Source organism: Parafrankia sp. EUN1f (genome assembly GCF_000177675.1).
GTDB lineage: Bacteria > Actinomycetota > Actinomycetes > Frankiales > Frankiaceae > Parafrankia.
In genome coordinates this window covers 15266-30731 of the sequence record NZ_ADGX01000103.1, presented here as the reverse complement: position 1 = coordinate 30731, position 15466 = coordinate 15266, and the positions used below count along the sequence as shown (strand labels likewise).

16 protein-coding genes are annotated in these 15466 nt (G+C 72.6%); 9 read left to right on the top strand and 7 right to left on the bottom strand.

Annotated features, from left to right (window positions below; translation table 11 throughout):
* The 3 genes from FREUN1FDRAFT_RS25980 to FREUN1FDRAFT_RS25970 form a co-directional block, all read left to right on the top strand.
* Positions 1-682: TerD family protein (locus tag FREUN1FDRAFT_RS25980; RefSeq protein ID WP_006543230.1), on the top strand; the 682-nt coding region annotated here is incomplete at its 5' end.
* Between the two features lie 207 nt (positions 683-889).
* Positions 890-2269, top strand: coding sequence for a magnesium transporter MgtE N-terminal domain-containing protein (locus FREUN1FDRAFT_RS25975; protein ID WP_006543229.1), 1380 nt, complete (start codon positions 890-892; stop codon positions 2267-2269).
* Positions 2266-2991, top strand: a complete 726-nt coding sequence (locus FREUN1FDRAFT_RS25970) for a DUF1003 domain-containing protein (RefSeq protein WP_006543228.1) — start codon at positions 2266-2268, stop codon at positions 2989-2991. Before FREUN1FDRAFT_RS25975 ends, FREUN1FDRAFT_RS25970 begins: the two co-directional genes overlap by 4 nt.
* A gap of 280 nt (positions 2992-3271) precedes the next feature.
* Here FREUN1FDRAFT_RS25970 and FREUN1FDRAFT_RS25965 read toward each other — a convergent pair whose 3' ends face one another.
* Positions 3272-3607 (bottom strand): chorismate mutase, encoded by a 336-nt coding sequence (locus FREUN1FDRAFT_RS25965; RefSeq protein ID WP_006543227.1) that lies wholly within the window; start codon positions 3605-3607, stop codon positions 3272-3274.
* A 342-nt stretch (positions 3608-3949) separates the two neighbouring features.
* Between FREUN1FDRAFT_RS25965 and FREUN1FDRAFT_RS25960 the strand changes: the two genes are divergently transcribed.
* Both FREUN1FDRAFT_RS25960 and FREUN1FDRAFT_RS25955 read left to right on the top strand, forming a co-directional pair.
* Positions 3950-4780 carry a PD-(D/E)XK nuclease family protein gene (locus FREUN1FDRAFT_RS25960; RefSeq protein WP_035953478.1) on the top strand — a complete coding sequence of 277 codons (831 nt, stop codon included), beginning with the start codon at positions 3950-3952 and terminating at the stop codon, positions 4778-4780.
* Between the two features lie 173 nt (positions 4781-4953).
* A complete protein-coding gene (locus FREUN1FDRAFT_RS25955; RefSeq protein WP_006543225.1) occupies positions 4954-5181 on the top strand; it encodes a DUF397 domain-containing protein in 228 nt (75 codons plus the stop codon).
* Between the two features lie 132 nt (positions 5182-5313).
* On the opposite strand, the gene FREUN1FDRAFT_RS25950 is transcribed toward FREUN1FDRAFT_RS25955, so the two are convergent.
* The gene (locus FREUN1FDRAFT_RS25950) at positions 5314-5535 is read right to left on the bottom strand and encodes a DUF397 domain-containing protein (RefSeq protein ID WP_006543224.1); all 222 of its coding nucleotides are present in this window, start codon (positions 5533-5535) and stop codon (positions 5314-5316) included.
* A complete protein-coding gene (locus FREUN1FDRAFT_RS25945; protein ID WP_006543223.1) occupies positions 5532-6404 on the bottom strand; it encodes a helix-turn-helix transcriptional regulator in 873 nt (290 codons plus the stop codon). Before FREUN1FDRAFT_RS25945 ends, FREUN1FDRAFT_RS25950 begins: the two co-directional genes overlap by 4 nt.
* Before the next feature lie 399 nt (positions 6405-6803).
* Here FREUN1FDRAFT_RS25945 and FREUN1FDRAFT_RS25940 point away from each other — a divergent pair, with 399 nt between their 5' ends.
* On the top strand, positions 6804-7301 hold the full coding sequence (locus tag FREUN1FDRAFT_RS25940) for a hypothetical protein (RefSeq protein WP_085948906.1): 498 nt from the start codon (positions 6804-6806) through the stop codon (positions 7299-7301).
* 291 nt (positions 7302-7592) lie between these two features.
* On the opposite strand, the gene FREUN1FDRAFT_RS25935 is transcribed toward FREUN1FDRAFT_RS25940, so the two are convergent.
* A complete protein-coding gene (locus tag FREUN1FDRAFT_RS25935) occupies positions 7593-8453 on the bottom strand; it encodes a hypothetical protein (RefSeq protein WP_232295404.1) in 861 nt (286 codons plus the stop codon).
* A gap of 141 nt (positions 8454-8594) precedes the next feature.
* Between FREUN1FDRAFT_RS25935 and FREUN1FDRAFT_RS25930 the strand changes: the two genes are divergently transcribed.
* On the top strand, positions 8595-8999 hold the full coding sequence (locus tag FREUN1FDRAFT_RS25930) for an antibiotic biosynthesis monooxygenase (RefSeq protein WP_006543220.1): 405 nt from the start codon (positions 8595-8597) through the stop codon (positions 8997-8999).
* A 292-nt stretch (positions 9000-9291) separates the two neighbouring features.
* Here the strand turns inward: FREUN1FDRAFT_RS25930 and FREUN1FDRAFT_RS25925 are convergent, their stop codons facing one another.
* Entirely contained in the window at positions 9292-10377 is a 1086-nt protein-coding gene (locus tag FREUN1FDRAFT_RS25925; protein ID WP_006543219.1) for a hemolysin family protein, read from the bottom strand.
* 67 nt (positions 10378-10444) lie between these two features.
* Positions 10445-11770 carry a hemolysin family protein gene (locus FREUN1FDRAFT_RS25920; RefSeq protein ID WP_006543218.1) on the bottom strand — a complete coding sequence of 442 codons (1326 nt, stop codon included), beginning with the start codon at positions 11768-11770 and terminating at the stop codon, positions 10445-10447.
* Positions 11771-12066: 296 nt separating this feature from the next.
* Between FREUN1FDRAFT_RS25920 and FREUN1FDRAFT_RS25915 the strand changes: the two genes are divergently transcribed.
* Positions 12067-13050: a ParA family protein gene (locus FREUN1FDRAFT_RS25915; protein WP_006543217.1), complete on the top strand. Its 984-nt coding sequence runs from the start codon at positions 12067-12069 to the stop codon at positions 13048-13050.
* Positions 13047-13478 carry a hypothetical protein gene (locus FREUN1FDRAFT_RS46755; RefSeq protein WP_006543216.1) on the top strand — a complete coding sequence of 144 codons (432 nt, stop codon included), beginning with the start codon at positions 13047-13049 and terminating at the stop codon, positions 13476-13478. Before FREUN1FDRAFT_RS25915 ends, FREUN1FDRAFT_RS46755 begins: the two co-directional genes overlap by 4 nt.
* 82 nt (positions 13479-13560) lie before the next feature.
* Here the strand turns inward: FREUN1FDRAFT_RS46755 and FREUN1FDRAFT_RS25905 are convergent, their stop codons facing one another.
* On the bottom strand, positions 13561-15309 hold the full coding sequence (locus FREUN1FDRAFT_RS25905; RefSeq protein WP_157475334.1) for a DEAD/DEAH box helicase: 1749 nt from the start codon (positions 15307-15309) through the stop codon (positions 13561-13563).
* Positions 15310-15466 lie beyond the last annotated feature (157 nt).

Below are 15466 nucleotides of genomic sequence, written 5' to 3'. Positions count from 1 at the left end.
GGGCCAGCAGTGGGGTCCGCCGCCGCCACCCGCGGGGGGTCAGCCGTGGGGCCCGCCGCAGGGCGGGCCGGCCCCGGTCGCCGGCGCCGCCGCCGGCGCAGGAAAGATCAACCTCGACAAGGGGCGCGTCTCGCTGCGCAAGGGGCAGAGCGTGTCGCTGGTCAAGACCGGTGCGCCCCCGCTGGTCCGGGTCCGGATGGGGCTCGGCTGGGATCCCGCCCAGTTCGGCAAGTCCATCGACCTCGACGCCTCGTGCATCCTGTTCGACGAGCGCGGCAAGGACGTGGACAAGGTCTGGTTCATGTCGAAGAAGGGCGCCCGTGGCGCGGTCCGCCATTCGGGGGACAACCTGACCGGTCAGGGCGAGGGCGATGACGAGACCATCGTGGTCGACCTCGCGGCCCTGCCGCCCAACGTGATCACGCTGATCTTCACGGTGAACAGCTTCCAGGGGCAGTCGTTCACCGACATCCGTAACGCGTTCTGCCGGCTGATCGACGATCAGACAGGTCAGGAGCTGGTCCGCTTCGATCTTTCGGAGTCGAAACCGGCGACCGGTCTGGTGATGTGCCGGCTGCAGCGGGAGCCGGGCGCGCCCACCTGGGCGATGACGGCGATCGGCGAGTTCCATGACGGGCGAACCGTCCGCGCCATGGTCGGCCCGGCGCGCCAGTACCTCTGAGCGGCGTCGGCCCTCTGAGCGGTCGGTAGCGCCGAGCGGTCGGTACCGCATGGTGTTCGGCGGTCACTGACGCCGAACGGGTGAGGCGACCAGTGGTGTGTTGCGCGTGGTCTCGCGGCCCGCGGGTTGCCACGCCCCGACACGCGGGTAGCCTCCGCCCGTGACCGCTGCGTCTGTCCCTGCCAGCCCCCCGGCCAGAGGCCACCGATGACCGCCCGGCCGGGCCCGTCCCGGGTCTACTGCCGACGTCTCGCCGGCCTGCTGGTGCTCGACCCGAACGGGGACCAGGTGGGCCGGGTCCACGATGTGATCGTCACCCTCCGGCTGGGCCATGAGCCCCCGCGGGTGCTCGGTCTTGCCGTCGAGGTGCAGCGCCGGCCGATCTTCGTGCCGATCTCGCGGGTCACCGGGGTCGAGTCCGGCGCCGTGGTGCTGTCGTCGGCCCGGATGAGCTGGCGTCGCTTCGCGCAGCGCCCGAACGAGACCCGGGTGCTCGCCGAGCTGCTCGACCGCCGGGTGACCCTGCTCCCGCCGCCCGCGGACCGGTCCGCGGGCGGCGCCGCCAGCCAGGGGCGCGAGGTGACCGTCGTCGACGCCGCCATCGAGCCGACCCGCACGGGCGACTGGATCCTCGACCAGGTCGCGGTCCGGGTCGGCCGGGGTCGCCGCGGCGAGGTCCGCACGGTCAGCTGGGACGAGGTGACCGGTTTCTCCCTGCCGGAGGAGGGCCAGGGCGCGGCGAACCTGCTCGCCGCGTTCGAGAAGCTGCGCCCCGCGGACCTCGCGTCGCTGCTGCACCATCTGTCGAGCAAGCGGCGGGCCGAGGTGGCGGCGGCCCTGGACGACGAGCGGCTCGCGGACGTCCTCGAGGAGCTCCCGGAGGACGAGCAGGTGGAGCTGCTGGGCGGTCTCGCCGCCGAGCGTGCCGCCGACGTGCTGGAGGCGATGGGCCCCGACGACGCCGCCGACCTGCTCGGCGAGCTGCCGACCGACGAGGCCGAGCGGCTGCTGCGCCTGATGGAGCCCGAGGAGGCGGCCCCGGTGCGCCGCCTGCTCGTCTACGCGGACGACACCGCGGGCGGCATGATGACGAGCGAACCGGTGGTCCTCGCCCCGAACGCGACGGTCGCCGAGGCGCTGGCGCGCGTGCGCGCCCCCGAGCTGTCACCGGCACTGGCCGCCCAGGTGTATGTGGTCCGTCCGCCCTATGAGACACCGACCGGGCGCTACCTGGGTCTCGCGCACTTCCAGCGGCTGTTGCGGGAGCCGCCCAGCACCCTGGTCGGCGGCGTCATCGACGTCGACATCACCCCGTTGCGTCCCGATACGCCGCTGCCCGAGGTGACACGCCATCTGGCTTCGTACAACCTGGTCGCGGCGCCCGTCCTCGATGACGCGGGACGGTTGGTGGGGGTGGTGACCGTGGACGACGTGCTGGACCACCTGCTGCCGTCGGACTGGCGCGAGCACCCGCTCGGCGCGGACGACGCGGACGGGGCGTCACCAGGCGTGCTGGGTGTCCCGCCGGCCGGTGATCCGGAGCCGGGTGGGCGCGGCGAGGTGGGTAGCGCACCGGCGGCCACATGATCGGGCTGCTGCGCAGGCGGGCGGGGCGGCTCGACCAGCCGCACGCGTCACGGCGGGTGAAGGTCCGGCCCAGCTACGAGCCGGACGCCTTCGGCCGCGTCGCCGAGCGGATCGCTCGGTTCCTGGGCACCGCCCGCTTCATCGCGGTGCAGACCGTGGTGATCGTGATGTGGGTGGTTTACAACATCGTGGCCCCGGCCTCGGTGCGCTTCGACAACTACCCGTTCATCTTCCTGACGCTGGCGCTGTCCCTGCAGGCCGCGTACGCGGCGCCGCTGATCCTGCTTGCGCAGAACCGGCAGGACGACCGGGACCGCGCGAACCTCGCGCAGGACCGGGAGGCGTCGGTGCGCCTGCAGGACGACACCGGCTACCTGGCCCGGGAGCTCGCCGCCATGCGGATCTCCATCGGCGACCTGGCCAGCCGGGACTTCCTGCGGTCCGAGCTGAGGGCTCTGCTCGCAGACCTGGACGGCGGGGGCTCCCGGGCGGAGAAGTCCCGTAAGGACAAGCGGGAGCGCCGTCGCCGGCAGGAGAGCGTGCCCAGCGCACAGCACGGGGCCGGAGGGAAGAACGGGGCCGGCGGGCCGGCACGCCCGGCCAGGACGCCCAGCTCGGGCGGATCCGGCGGATCCGGCGGATCCCGCGGCGCCGGTGGATCCGACGCGGCAGGCAGCCCGGGGGAGCCCGCCGCTTCGCCTGATCCGCGGGAAGGTGGCTGACTGCGCCAGCGCGCAGCGTCCGCAACTCACGCCAATGGCAACATAAAGGGCACGGAGTAGCTTGACAATCCGCAAGAAGTGAGGATTTCGGTTGCGTAAGGCGCCGAAATCCTCACTTCTTGCTCAGAAGCAGCGGCGGCGGCGGAAGTCCGAGGCTCGGGATTCCGCGACGGGCTCTCCGGCAGTCAAAATCCTTACTTCTTGCGGACCGCCAGACACTCGGCGCCCCTTTTGTCCGTATTGACCGCGCCTGCAGCGACTTAGATCAACATCGTCGGGCCTACGGCAGGTTGCCGCGGCAGAGGGTCAGCACAGCCAGCGCGATCTCGGCACCCCGGGGGCCGAGCTCGTCCGCCCAGGCGGTGATGATCGCGTTCTCCCGCCCGTGCTCGACCCGCGGGCCGCCGGCTGCCGCACGCAGCGCCTGGACCTGGGCGGACAGATCCTTGCGGGTTGCCACGAGGGCGCGGATCCTGATGTCGATGTCATCGATCAGCTGACGCCCCTCGTCGATGGAGGCGATGGTCGTCGCGGAGGTGGCGGGCGTGGCTGACTCGGAAGCCTCGGCGGCCGGGGAGGTCGTGGCGGAGCTTGCGGCGTCGACGACGTTCGTCACGGGTGGGGCCCTTCGGTAGGGCTCGGCGCGGCCCGCGCCACGAAGGACCCGGGTGTTGCCGGGCTGTGGTCTGAGCGGAGCCGCGTGCGATCAGCGGCAGAGCGGGGACCGTACCCGGCCCCCATAAAACCTTCGCGGTGGACGAAGACCGACCCGGCCGACACCCGGCCGCCCGATCCTGGCCTGTGGTGCCCCGATCGCCGCTGACAGAGCCGTGCTCTCCAGCGCGCGCGTCTGAGACCCACCGAACTGCATGGACCGAGCATGCCAGGCGTGGTCCGCGCAGTCCAGAAGGTGCGGATGTGAGGCCGGGCTCGTGACCCCCGGTGGCATGATCGGCAGATGGACCAGATGGAGCTGGCCGGGATGCCCCGCCGGCTGTTCTCCTGCACGCCGTCGCGGCTGGCCGCCTTCGAGGACTGCCCGCGCCGGTACCGGATGACCTACCTGGATCGCCCGGCGCCGCCCAAGGGCCCGCCGTGGGCGCACACGTCCGTCGGCGTCAGTGTGCACAACGCGTTGCACCGCTGGTGGGACGTCCCGCTGCCGGCGCGGACTCCGGAACGCGCCGGCGGGCTGCTGCGCACCGCCTGGGTTACCGACGGTTTCCGTGACCGGGAGCAGTCGGCGGCCTGGCGGGAGCGCGCGGCGGCGATGGTCGAGGGCTACACCGCCGGGCTCGACCCCGCCGCCGAGCCGCGGGCCGTGGAGCGTCAGGTCGCCACCCGCACCGAGCAGCTGGCCTTCCACGGCCGCGTCGACCGTCTCGACCAGCGGGACGGTGAGCTCGTCGTGGTCGACTACAAGACCGGGCGGCGCCCGCTCACCGAGGCCGACGCCCGTGGGTCGTCCGCGCTGGCGCTCTACGCCCTGGCCGCCGGGCGGATGCTGCGCACCCCGTGCCGCAGGGTGGAGCTGCACCATCTGCCCAGCGGTACGGTCGCCGTCGCCGAGCACACCGACGCCTCGCTCCAGCGGCATGTGCAGCGCGCGGAGTCCGTCGCGAGTGACATCACCGAGGCGACCGACCGGCTGCGCGCCGGTGCCGATGCGGATGCCGTGTTCGCGCCGAGCCCGGGCCCGCTGTGCTCCTGGTGTGACTTCCGGCGGCACTGCCCGCAGGGGCGCGCGGTATCGCCCGACCGGGAGCCCTGGGAGGGCCTGGCCGAATGACTGTGGCCGCTTGTTGTCACCGGCGGTGACTCGCCGTCCCACCTGCGCGGCGGACCGCGTCAAGCCTTCTAGGGTGGTGATTCTTCGGATTGCGCCGGTCGGGGCGCGGGTCGCCCGCCTGCCCCGGCAACCGCAACCCACATCCGCTCTGACCAGGTCGGGGGGCCGTACCAGTGCCGCGCAAGTTCTCCTACACCCACCGGGATCTCGCCAGCGCGTCGTGGCACTCCGCCGCGGCGGAGGAGGGCGAGCCGAACCGCGTGGAGGTGGCGAGGGTCCCGGGTGGCATGGCCATGCGTGACTCGGACCAGCCTGTAGGCACGGTCCTGCTGTTCACCGACGCGGAGTGGGATGACTTCCTCGCCGGCCTCGCGGATGGCGAGTTCGACCTGACGTCCTGACGTCCTGACGTCCTCAGGTCCTGAGGTCCTGAGGTCGTCACGTCCCGCACGCCCGCCGACCGGCCGTTCGCGGTCCCGGGACGGTACCGGAAGCGAGCCGGGCGGCGGGCTGTCCGACTCAGGCCGCCGACGTCAGCTCAGCGCGCCGGTGCGGATGGCGCTGACGAACGACGACCAGGACCGTTCCGAGAACACCAGCGTGCCCCCAGCGCGGTCCTTGGAGTCCCGTACGAACGCCGAGCCCGCACCGGGTGCCCATTCGACGCAGTTTCCACGCGGCTGGCTGTAGCTGCTCGTCCGCCAGGCGAGGGACTCGACGCCGCCCTTGCCGGCGCCGCTCGTGTATGCGTTCATTCCACTTTCACCTTCTCGACTATGCGCGTGATCATGGCGCCTGCCTCGTCTGGACCGAGAGCGCAGGCTCTGAGTTTGTCGAAGGCGACTTTATAGCGGCGAACCTCCTGTGCCTTTTCCAGGTACACCGCGCCGGAGAGGGCCTCCAGATAGACCACGGGTTGGTCCCGGGTATCCGGGAACTCGAAGAGGGTGAACGGAAAGCCCTGAGCCGGGTAGCCGCCGGTGCGGAAGGGGATCACCCCGATGACGACCCGCCCGCTGGACGCCTCCGCCAGCAGGTGCTCCAGCTGACCGCGCAGGACCTCGGGCCCGCCGACCGGACGGTGCAGGACGGCCTCGTCGAGGAGGGCGTGGACGAGCCGGCCTGTCTGGCCACGTCGCTTCTGCCGCTCCCGCTTGAGGGCCACCGTGCGCTCGGCCTCGGATGGCGAGCCCTCACCGTCGAAGTCCATGGCGAGCGCGCGGGTGTACTCCTCGGTCTGCAGCAGGCCGGGGACGAGAACCGATTCATAGGTGCAGATCGTGTCGGCGTCGCCCTCGAGGCCGATCAGCGTCTCCAGCCAGTCGGGTACCGCGTCGCCGAAGGACTGCCACCAGCCCTGCTCCTTCGACTGGCGCACCAGGTCGAGCAGGGTCCCCCGTTCGGACGTGTCGTGCACCAGGTAGAGGTCGAGCAGGTCGCGGACGTCGCGGACGCGGGCCGGGGTCCGCCCGGTCTCCACCCGGCTGATTTTTGACGGGGAGCATTCGAGGTGGCGTGCGGCGTCGTCCGCCGACAGCCCCGCCTGTTCCCGGAGCCGGCGAAGCTCGGCGCCGAGCCGCCGACGGCGCACTGTCGGACTTCCCCCGATGGTGAGCTCGGACATGGTGCCTCTCTATGGCCGTTTGGCTGATGCTTTGCGCGTCATCACGGAGCGCGCGGCGCATGCCACGCCTGCCCGCGCGCCGAATCGGGTTCAAAGCGGCGGGGAGCGCGCGCTGAGCACACCGAACGGAAGAGTGGGCTCTGCCGTCACGGGGCTACCAGGTGTTCGTGTCATTTAAAAGAGTTAACGAAATATAACCGTTCGCATGCCAATGTAGCCTGAGCGTCATGATCTCAGCATAAGTTGGCTGGCGGTGGGAACAATGGATGCACAATCATCGTGAATGCACGTGCGTCGCTCACGGTTCTCGACTGACACTATGTGTCCGATATATTGCTTATGGTGGCCGGCGGGCGGCTCTGGCATGGAGCGTCACGGCTGTGCGGGGGGGGGATCATGATGGACGTTGGGTCGGCCGCCCGTACGGCAGGCCGGCGCGGTCCGGCCTTCGACGGGTCCACCGCCGCGGGTGCGGCCCAACCGGCGGATCCTCGGCAGGCGGCCGCCGATCCGCGTGCCGGCGAGGAGCGCCGCTTCCAGGTCTTCGACGGTGACGGCCAGTTCGTGGGCGTCTTCGGGAACTGGGAGGCCGCACACGCCTGGGGCCATCGGCGCGCGGCCGAGCCGCTCGCCCGGCTGCCGATCCGGATCGAGGACCAGCTCGACCGCCGGACCTGGACCGTCGAGCCGGGCCTGTGCCAGCTGGTCGTGGGGCGACGCCAGAACGATCACGAGCCACCCACCTACGTCCCGGGGGCCGAGTCGTCAGCGCCGGTGGCCGGCGCACCGCCCGCCTCCGCGACATCGGGTACCGCGGTATCGCCGGGAGCGTGGAGCACGCGGGCCGCCGCGGGCCAGCCAGGCCGCCTCGTTCCCGGCGGTGGTGCCGGGCACTGAGAGTCCGGCTCCCGGGGCTGGCGCCGCGTTCCCGCCGTTCCCCCGCTGTGGCGGCCCGGTGTCCGGAGCGGCGGCCTGAAGAGGCAGACCGAAGATCTGAGGATTCTGGTCGTCTCCACGACCGTGATCTTCATGTCTTGCCTGGCAGCAGCGGCGGCTCGTAGTCGCCGGTCAGAAGATCTGAGGATGTTGGTCGTCCTGGCGACCAGGATCCTCCGGTCTTGCTCAGCGGCAGCGGCAGCGGCGGCACGAAGCTCGGGCTTGCCACACGCCCCCGTGAGGGGGAGCGGCTCAGTGGGAGTGGGCCGGGAGAGGCAGCGGGTAGCCCGCGCTGGCAGCGCGGGCGTGGCCCCGTCGTACCTCGCGGGTCAGCGCGGTCAGATAACGGCGGCCGGGCGCCCGGCCGATGGCGGCCGCCCGGAGTCGCCCGCCGAACCGCGCCGGATCGCGCACCATGTCCGAGCGCGCCGGGAGCAGGTAGCGCCCGCGCAGGTACTCGCCGATCCACCGGCCCTGCGGGCCGGCCAGGTCCGGGTCGGCGGAGACCTTGAACAGGCCTTCGGACTCGATGTGGAAGACCCCGCCGAAGAAGTGGCTCTCGCCCCATCGACCCGGGGCCGCCGGCGATGACGGATCGTCGCGCCAGGCCACTGGCGGTGCGCTCTCACCCGTGGTCGCGGCCGCGGCGCCAGGCGCGCCGGCCGGGTCGGAAACGCCGGGCAGGTTGGAAACGCCGGGCAGGTTGGAAACGCCGGGCAGGTCGGAAACGCCGGGCAGGTCGGACACGCCGGCCAGGCCGGTCTTGCCGAGCAGGTCGGGCGTGCTGACGAACACGACCGCGTCCTGGTGCGCGAGGGCCGTCGCGCCGTCCCCGTCGTGCCGCGGACCGGTGCCTGACAGCGTGAACGGGCGGCGCGGGCCACCATCGGCGGTCACGGGGCACACGGCGAGGGGGCCGGGCAGGCGGGTGAGCCGGTCGACCAGCCCGAACCCGGCCAGCGACCGCTCGGCCGCGCGGGCTGCCAGGTCGCCGGCGCCGCCACCGCCGCCGGCGCCGCCACCGCCGCCGGCGGCGCAGGCGAGCACCATGATCGGCTCCAGCCCGCCTTCGGTGAGGGCGATGAGCGCGGCCGCGCCGGCGGCCCCATACACCGCCGGATCGTCAGCTGCGGCGCCGACGCCGAGGACCACGGCCAGACGGGGAAGACGAGACACGCCGGCCGACTGTACGGCATGAGCCACCGGTGGGGATGACGACGTCACCCCGGGACGTCCCGCACTACCGTTGCGGGCATGAGTGTCGTGAAGATCAATGTGCTGACGGTTCCCCCGGCGATGCGGGAGACCCTCGAGGCGAGGTTCGCCGGCCGGGCCGGGATGGTCGAGAAGGCGGACGGGTTCGAGTGGTTCGAGCTCCTGCGGCCGCTGGAGGGGACCGACACCTACCTCGTCTACACCCGGTGGCGCAGCGAGGAGGACTTCCAGCAGTGGCAGTCCTCGATGGCCTTCAGCGAGGGGCACCGGGCCGCCGGCGCGCAGACCGCGCCGCCAGCCCACGGCCATCCCGGTGGTGTCCCCTCCGGCGCTCCTGCGGGTGCTCCGGCCGGCGCGCCGGGTGGTCACGGTGGGCCAGCCGCCTCCGGTGCAACTTTGTGGTCTTTTGAGGTCGTCCAGAGCGCGGCGCCGGCCGCCGGCTGAGCAGGCCCTCGCGGTGTGGCCCGCGTCGTCCGTTCCGTGCGCGGTGGGCGACGGGCGCGGGCGGCGCGGGCGGCCTTTTCGTGGGACGCGGCCGGTCCCCTGAGTGGGGTGGCGCGGTGGGGCGAGTCCGAGGAGCGAAGGATCTTGGTCGTTCTGACGACCAAAATCCTTCCTACTTGCGGATCGTCAGGCGACTCCGCGCGGCGGCGCGGCGGTATGGGATCCCCGGCGGGTGGCAGACGGCGGGCGGGTGGACACGGATCGCCAGGGGCGTGGGGCGGGGCCCGATGCCTCAGGTCCGGCTGTCGGCGGCACCGCGGTGGCTCGCGTCCTCCACCTCGCCGACGAACTCCTCCACGACGTCCTCCATGGCGACGACGCCGAGGGTGCTGCCCGCCGCGTCCACCGCGCGGCCCAGGTGGCTCTTCGTCCGCTGCATGAGGCGGAGCACCTCGTCGAGGCGCAGATCCACGGGAATCCGCACCATGGGGCGAAGCCGGCGCGGCACGAGCGGCTCGTCACGGGCGTCCTCGGGAATCCCCAGGACGTCCTTCGCGTGCAGGAACCCGACCAGTTCCGCGGTCGTGCCCTGTTCCCGGCCGGGCCCGGCCGCCGGGGCGCGGACGGGGAACCGGGAGAAGCCGGTCTCGGCGACGAACTTCTCCAGCTCGGTGGCCGTCACCGTCCAGGGCACGGTGACGATGTCCGCACTCGGGACCAGCACCGTGCGCGCCGTGCGTACCGACAGCTCCAGCGCGTGGGTCAGCAGTTCGTGCTCGCCCTGATGCAGCAGCCCTTCCTGCCGCGACTGGCCGATCAGCGCCCCGAGCTCCGAGGGTGTGTAGGCGGACGCCAGCTCGTCCGACGGAGTGACCCGCAGCAGCCGCAGGACCGCGTTCGCGAACGCGTTCAGGAACAGGATGAACGGCCGGGCCAGGCGGGCGAAGGCGAACAGCGGTGGGCCCAGCCAGCGGGCGGCTCGTTCGGGGCCGGCGATGGCGAGGTTCTTCGGCACCATCTCGCCGAGCACCATGTGCAGCGACGCCACGATGCCCAGGGCGATCACGAACGCGATCACGTGCTGGGCGTCGTGGGGGACTCCGGCCGCGTCCAGGCCCGAGGCCAGCAGGTGGGCGACGGCGGGTTCGGTGACCGCGCCCAGCGCCAGTGAGCACACGGTGATGCCCAGCTGGGTGGCCGCCAGCAGCGGGGAGAGATGCTCCAGACGGGCCAGGACGGCCTGCGAGCGTCGGTCGCCGCGCTGGGCCATCGGCTCGACGCGGTCGCGCCGCGCCGAGATCAACGCGAACTCGGCGCCGACGAAGAACGCGTTCCCGGCCAGCAGCAGCAGACCGGCCGGAAAGGCCAGCAGGTTCATTGAACCTTTTCCATCGTCGACTCGGACCTGCGGCTGCCCTGGCCGTGCTCCGTGAGGTGGAAAAGGCTCATCGGTCGTCCGCCGCCGCGACGAGGCGGATCCGGCTGATCCGGCGGCCGTCGATCGACACCACGACAAGCTCGTGCCCGTCGACCCGGACGACGTCGTGCGGCTGCCCGAGACGTCCGAGCCGGGCCAGCATGAGACCGCCGACGGTTTCGTACGGCCCACTGGGCAGGTCGACTCCGGTGCCCTCCCGGACCTCGTCCAGGCGGAGCAGGCCGGAGAGCAGCCACTGCCCCGGGCCGAGCACGACGACGTCCGGTGTGGCCGGTCGGTCGTACTCGTCGGCGACCTCGCCCACGAGCTCCTCGACGAGGTCCTCCATCGTCACGATGCCGTCCAGCCCGCCGTACTCGTCGATCACGACGGCGAGCTGCAGACCATGGCGGCGCAGGCGGTGCAGCAGCACCTCGCAGTGCAGCGAGGCGGGAACCAGCAGCGGGTCGCTCATGAACTCCGCCACCCGGCGCATCCCCCGTTCGGGCGGCGGCGCCCGGAACGCGTCCTTCACGTGCACGATGCCGACCACCTCGTCGGCGACCGGGGCGGCCGGTGGCGCGGCCCGCAGCACGGGGAAGCGGGACAGGCCGGTCCGCTCGGCCAGCGCCAGCAGATCCGTCAGGGAGGTGTCCACGTCGACCAGCACGGCCCGCACCCGTGGGGTCATGACGTCCGACGCGTGGCGGTCACCGAAGCGCAGCGACCGGCTCAGCAGCGCGGCGGTGGTGGTGGGCAGGGTGCCGTGCTCGGCCGACGATGTCACGATCGAGTCGAGCTCGGCGGACGACCGTCCGGCGCGAAGCTCGTCCTGGGGCTCGACGCCGACCGCCCGGACCAGGGCGTTCGCGGAGCCGTTGAGGACACTGATCAGTGGCCGGAACACTCGCGAGAACAGGACCTGCGCCGGCGCGACGGCGCGGGCGACCCGCACCGGCTCGGAGATGGCCCAGTTCTTCGGCACCAGCTCGCCGAAGACCATCTGCGTCACGGTCGCCAGGACCAGCGCCAGCACGATCGCCGTCACCCCGCGCGGCGACGGGCCGATCCCGATCGCGGCCAGTGGCGGCCGCAGCAGGGTCGCGATCGCGGGCTCGGCGAGGTAGCCCACGGCCAGCGAGGTCACGGTGATACCCAGCTGGGCGCCGGAGAGCTGGAACGACAGCGACCGCACGGCGCGCAGCACGGTACGGTCCCGGCGCTCACCCGCGTCGACGGCCTGCTGGAGCTGATGCGGCTCGACGGCGACCAGCGCGAACTCGGCCGCGACGAACAGGGCGTTGCCGGCGATCAGGAGCACGGCCACGAACAGGTAGCCGGCGGCCTCAAGCATGCTGGTCGCTCCCTCGGGTCGGCCGGGTGCCGCGTGCCGTGTGGTGCCGCGTGCCGTGCCGTGTGGTGGTTGGTGCCGGGTGCCTTCAGGTCCGGTGCCCGGCGGTGCCGGGAACGGTCCTGCCCGTCCGGGATGCCGGCAACACGGGCCAGGGTGTGGTTCCGCCCGACATGTCAGATCGGGCGCCCGCCGGTGCGCCCGGCCTGGGCTGGTTTGCGCCGCCAGCTGATGCACGCGAGAGATTCAGTCACAGATAGTGTTGTGATCAGTCGGTTTCAGTTGTCACACTGATCGATGTGGCCCGGGTCCTTGCTGTAGCCAACCAGAAGGGTGGCGTCGCGAAGACGACCTCGGTCGCCAGCCTCGGCGCCGCGTTGAGCGAGCTGGGGCGGCGCGTCCTGCTGGTGGACCTCGACCCGCAGGCCTGCCTGACGTTCTCCCTCGGCCTCGACCCGGACACGCTGGAGCTTTCGGTCCACGACGTGCTGCTCGGGAGGCTGCCACCGGGCATCGTCATCCGCTCGACCCCGGACGGAAGCGACCTGCTGCCGGCCACCATCGAGCTGGCCGGCTGCGAGGCCATCCTGCTCTCCCGGACCGGGCGTGAGCATGCGCTGCGGCTGGCGCTGGGGGAGATCGCCGCCGAGTACGACTTCGTGCTGGTGGACTGCCCGCCTTCGCTCGGGGTCCTCACCATCAACGGGCTGACCGCCGCGGACGAGGTCGTCATCCCGCTGCAGTGCGAGACGCTCTCCCACCGCGGCGTGGGCCAGCTCCTCGACACCGTCGCGGACGTCCAGCGGCTCACCAACCCGCGGCTACGGGTCCGCGGGGTGCTGCCCACCCTGTTCGACGGACGCACCGCGCACAGCCGGGCGGTCGTCCTCGACGTCGAGACCCGCTATCAGGTCACGATCCTGGATCCGCCGATCGCCCGGTCGGTGCGGTTCGCCGAGGCGCCGGGCCTGGGGCGGTCGATCCTCACCACCGCCAGCCGTTCGAAGGGCGCCGAGGCCTATCGCGCACACGCCCGTGCGATCGCGGGTGGGGGTGCGGGGACCGGTGTGGCCGCGAAGCCGTCCGCCGGGGACCAGGCCACGGGACGAGGGGCGTCGCGTGGACGTGCGGGCGGCGAAGGCGAAGCGGGCCGTGCGCCGCGAAGCACGCCGCGGCTGGCGACGCCCTCACCGGTTCAGGCAGTGCCCTCGGAAGCTGCGATGCCGGGCGCCGTGATGCCGGAAGCCGTGATTCCGGGTGCCGCGGTGTCAGGAGCGGTGTGAGCTCGAACGCGTCAGCGGGCTTCGACCGGTTGCGGCCCCGCACCGGAACAGGCGGCCCGGGCGACAGCACGGGACGTCCCACGAACCGGGAGCACACCACCGGACCACCCGGGACGCCCGCGAGGCCCGGTGCCCCCGGGTCGGTCCAGGCCGCCGGCGTGAGCACACCCGGAGCTTCGACCGGCCGGGACGCGCAGGGCAAGCGGGCTCTCTACAGCGGGGTGCGCCCGCCGGGTAGCCGCAGTGCCGTTCTCACGGTCGACTGCTCCCGCTGCGGCCGGACGAGCACGGTCAGCCTGCGGCGGGCGCTGTGGGTGCTGACGCCGAGCGTGCACCTTCCGCTCCCGCGCCGGCATCCGTCACTGCTGCGCTGCCCGGCCTGCGGGCGGCCGAGCTGGGTCAGGCTGGCGCTGCGCACCCGTCCCTGACCCGTCTCGTCCCTTACCCGTCCTGACCCGTCCCGACCTGTCTCAGACCGATTCGACCTTCCTGAGGCTGACGAGACCCGCCTCAGGCTGACTCGGCGCGGCGGGTGTGGGTTTCCGCGCCGGAGTCCTCGTCGCCGTCGCCGCCCGACTCGGCCCCGGCCTCGCGAACGCTGCCGGTGCCACGGCCCCGCCCACCACGGCGCCGCCGACGCCGCCGCGCGGGCTCGTCGGTGGAGTCGGTGGCGGTCAGCTCGACGGCACCGTCCTCGCTGTCGCCGTTGAGGACCCGGACCGCGGTGACGGTCGCCGCCCGACCGGCGAGCTCGGCACCGTTTCTGTCGACGTCGACGTCGCTCACAAGGCCCGGATCGGTGCCTTCCACGGTGTCGGCGTCGGCCTCGCCGGCGACGGTCAGCCCGCCCAGCCCGGTCGCGGCCGCTGCCGCGCCCGCACCGCGGGTGCGCTGCCGCACTCGGGTACGCGCCGGGCGAACGGCCTTCTCCTCCTGGTCACGCTCACGGGTGCGCTGGCGGGTACCGCGCCGGCCGCCGCCGCCGAGATCCTCGACCTCCTCCGCGGCCAGCCCTGCCCGGGTGCGTGCGGAGTGCGGCAGCGAGCCCTTCACGCCGGCCGGGATGGTCAGCAGCTCGAACAGGTGCGGAGAAGTGGAGTAGGTCTCCAGCGGCTCCTCGAACGGCAGCGCGAGTGCCTTGTTGACCAGCGTCCACCGGGGAAGGTCGTCCCAGTCCACGAAGGTGATCGCGACGCCGCTGCCGCCGGCACGGCCGGTCCGGCCGATGCGGTGCAGGTAGACGTTCTCGTCCTCGGGGCACTGGTAGTTCACCACGTGGGTGACGCCACCGACGTCGATCCCGCGGGCCGCCACATCGGTGGCGACCAGCACGTCGACCTTGCCGCCGCGGAACGCGCGCAGGGCCTGCTCACGCTGGCCCTGGCCGAGGTCGCCGTGGACGGCCGCCGCGGCGAAGCCCCGACGGGCCAGGTCGTCGGCGACCTTGTCCGCGGTGCGCCGGGTACGGACGAACACCATGGCCAGGCCACGGTCCGTCGCCTGCAGGACCCGGGCGAGGACCTCCATCTTGTCCAGCGCGTGGGCGCGGAAGACGTGCTGCTGGGTGTTCGGGACGGTGCGGCCCTCGTCCGGCTGCTCGGCGCGGACGTGCACCGGCCGGCTCATGAACCGGCGGGCCAGACCGATCACCGGCCCGGGCATCGTCGCGGAGAACAGCATCGTGTGCCGCTGCTCGGGGAGGAACGCGATGATCCGCTCGACGTCCGGGAGGAAGCCGAGGTCGAGCATCTCGTCCGCCTCGTCGAGCACCAGGGTGCGCACCCGGGCGAGGTCGAGCGCCTTCTGGCGGGCGAGGTCCAGCAGCCGGCCCGGCGTGCCGACGACGATGTCCACACCGGAGCGCAGGGCGCTGAGCTGGGGCTCGTAGGCGCGGCCGCCGTAGACCGACAGCACGCGCAGCCCGCGGCCGAGGCCGGCGCGGGCGATGTCCGCCGTGACCTGGACGCACAGCTCGCGGGTCGGGACGACGACGAGGGCCTGGGGGTGGCCGTCGGCGCCCTCGTCCTGGGCCTGCACGACCTGGACGACGGGGATGCCGAAGGCGAGGGTCTTGCCTGTTCCGGTCCGCGCCTGGCCGATGATGTCGGTGCGGGCGAGCGCCAGCGGTAGCGTGAGTTCCTGGATGGCGAACGGCCGGACGATGCCGACCTCCGCGAGCGCGGCGACGGTCTCGGGCCGGACGCCGATCTCGGCGAACAACGGGGCCTCGGGTCGCTCCTGCGCCGGGACTTCACCCACGGCGGCGTCTGCTGCGGCTTCGCTGGTGGGCTCTGTGCTGCTGGTGGGCTCTGCGTTGCGGGAGAGCTCCGCGCTGGCTGTGGGCTCGGTGTTACCGGTGGGCTCGGTGTTGCTGGTGGCTTCGATGTCGGACGATGGTGTGTTTGTGACGGACAGC

Excerpts from the sequence above, each read along its gene's own strand:
- FREUN1FDRAFT_RS25975 (WP_006543229.1), top strand. The coding sequence starts at position 890 with ATGACCGCCCGGCCGGGCCCGTCCCGGGTCTACTGCCGACGTCTCGCC.
- FREUN1FDRAFT_RS25970 (WP_006543228.1), top strand. The coding sequence starts at position 2,266 with ATGATCGGGCTGCTGCGCAGGCGGGCGGGGCGGCTCGACCAGCCGCAC.
- FREUN1FDRAFT_RS25960 (WP_035953478.1), top strand. The coding sequence starts at position 3,950 with ATGGACCAGATGGAGCTGGCCGGGATGCCCCGCCGGCTGTTCTCCTGC.
- FREUN1FDRAFT_RS25950 (WP_006543224.1), bottom strand. The coding sequence starts at position 5,535 with ATGAACGCATACACGAGCGGCGCCGGCAAGGGCGGCGTCGAGTCCCTC.
- FREUN1FDRAFT_RS25945 (WP_006543223.1), bottom strand. The coding sequence starts at position 6,404 with ATGTCCGAGCTCACCATCGGGGGAAGTCCGACAGTGCGCCGTCGGCGG.
- FREUN1FDRAFT_RS25940 (WP_085948906.1), top strand. The coding sequence starts at position 6,804 with ATGGACGTTGGGTCGGCCGCCCGTACGGCAGGCCGGCGCGGTCCGGCC.
- FREUN1FDRAFT_RS25930 (WP_006543220.1), top strand. The coding sequence starts at position 8,595 with ATGAGTGTCGTGAAGATCAATGTGCTGACGGTTCCCCCGGCGATGCGG.
- FREUN1FDRAFT_RS25925 (WP_006543219.1), bottom strand. The coding sequence starts at position 10,377 with ATGAACCTGCTGGCCTTTCCGGCCGGTCTGCTGCTGCTGGCCGGGAAC.
- FREUN1FDRAFT_RS25920 (WP_006543218.1), bottom strand. The coding sequence starts at position 11,770 with ATGCTTGAGGCCGCCGGCTACCTGTTCGTGGCCGTGCTCCTGATCGCC.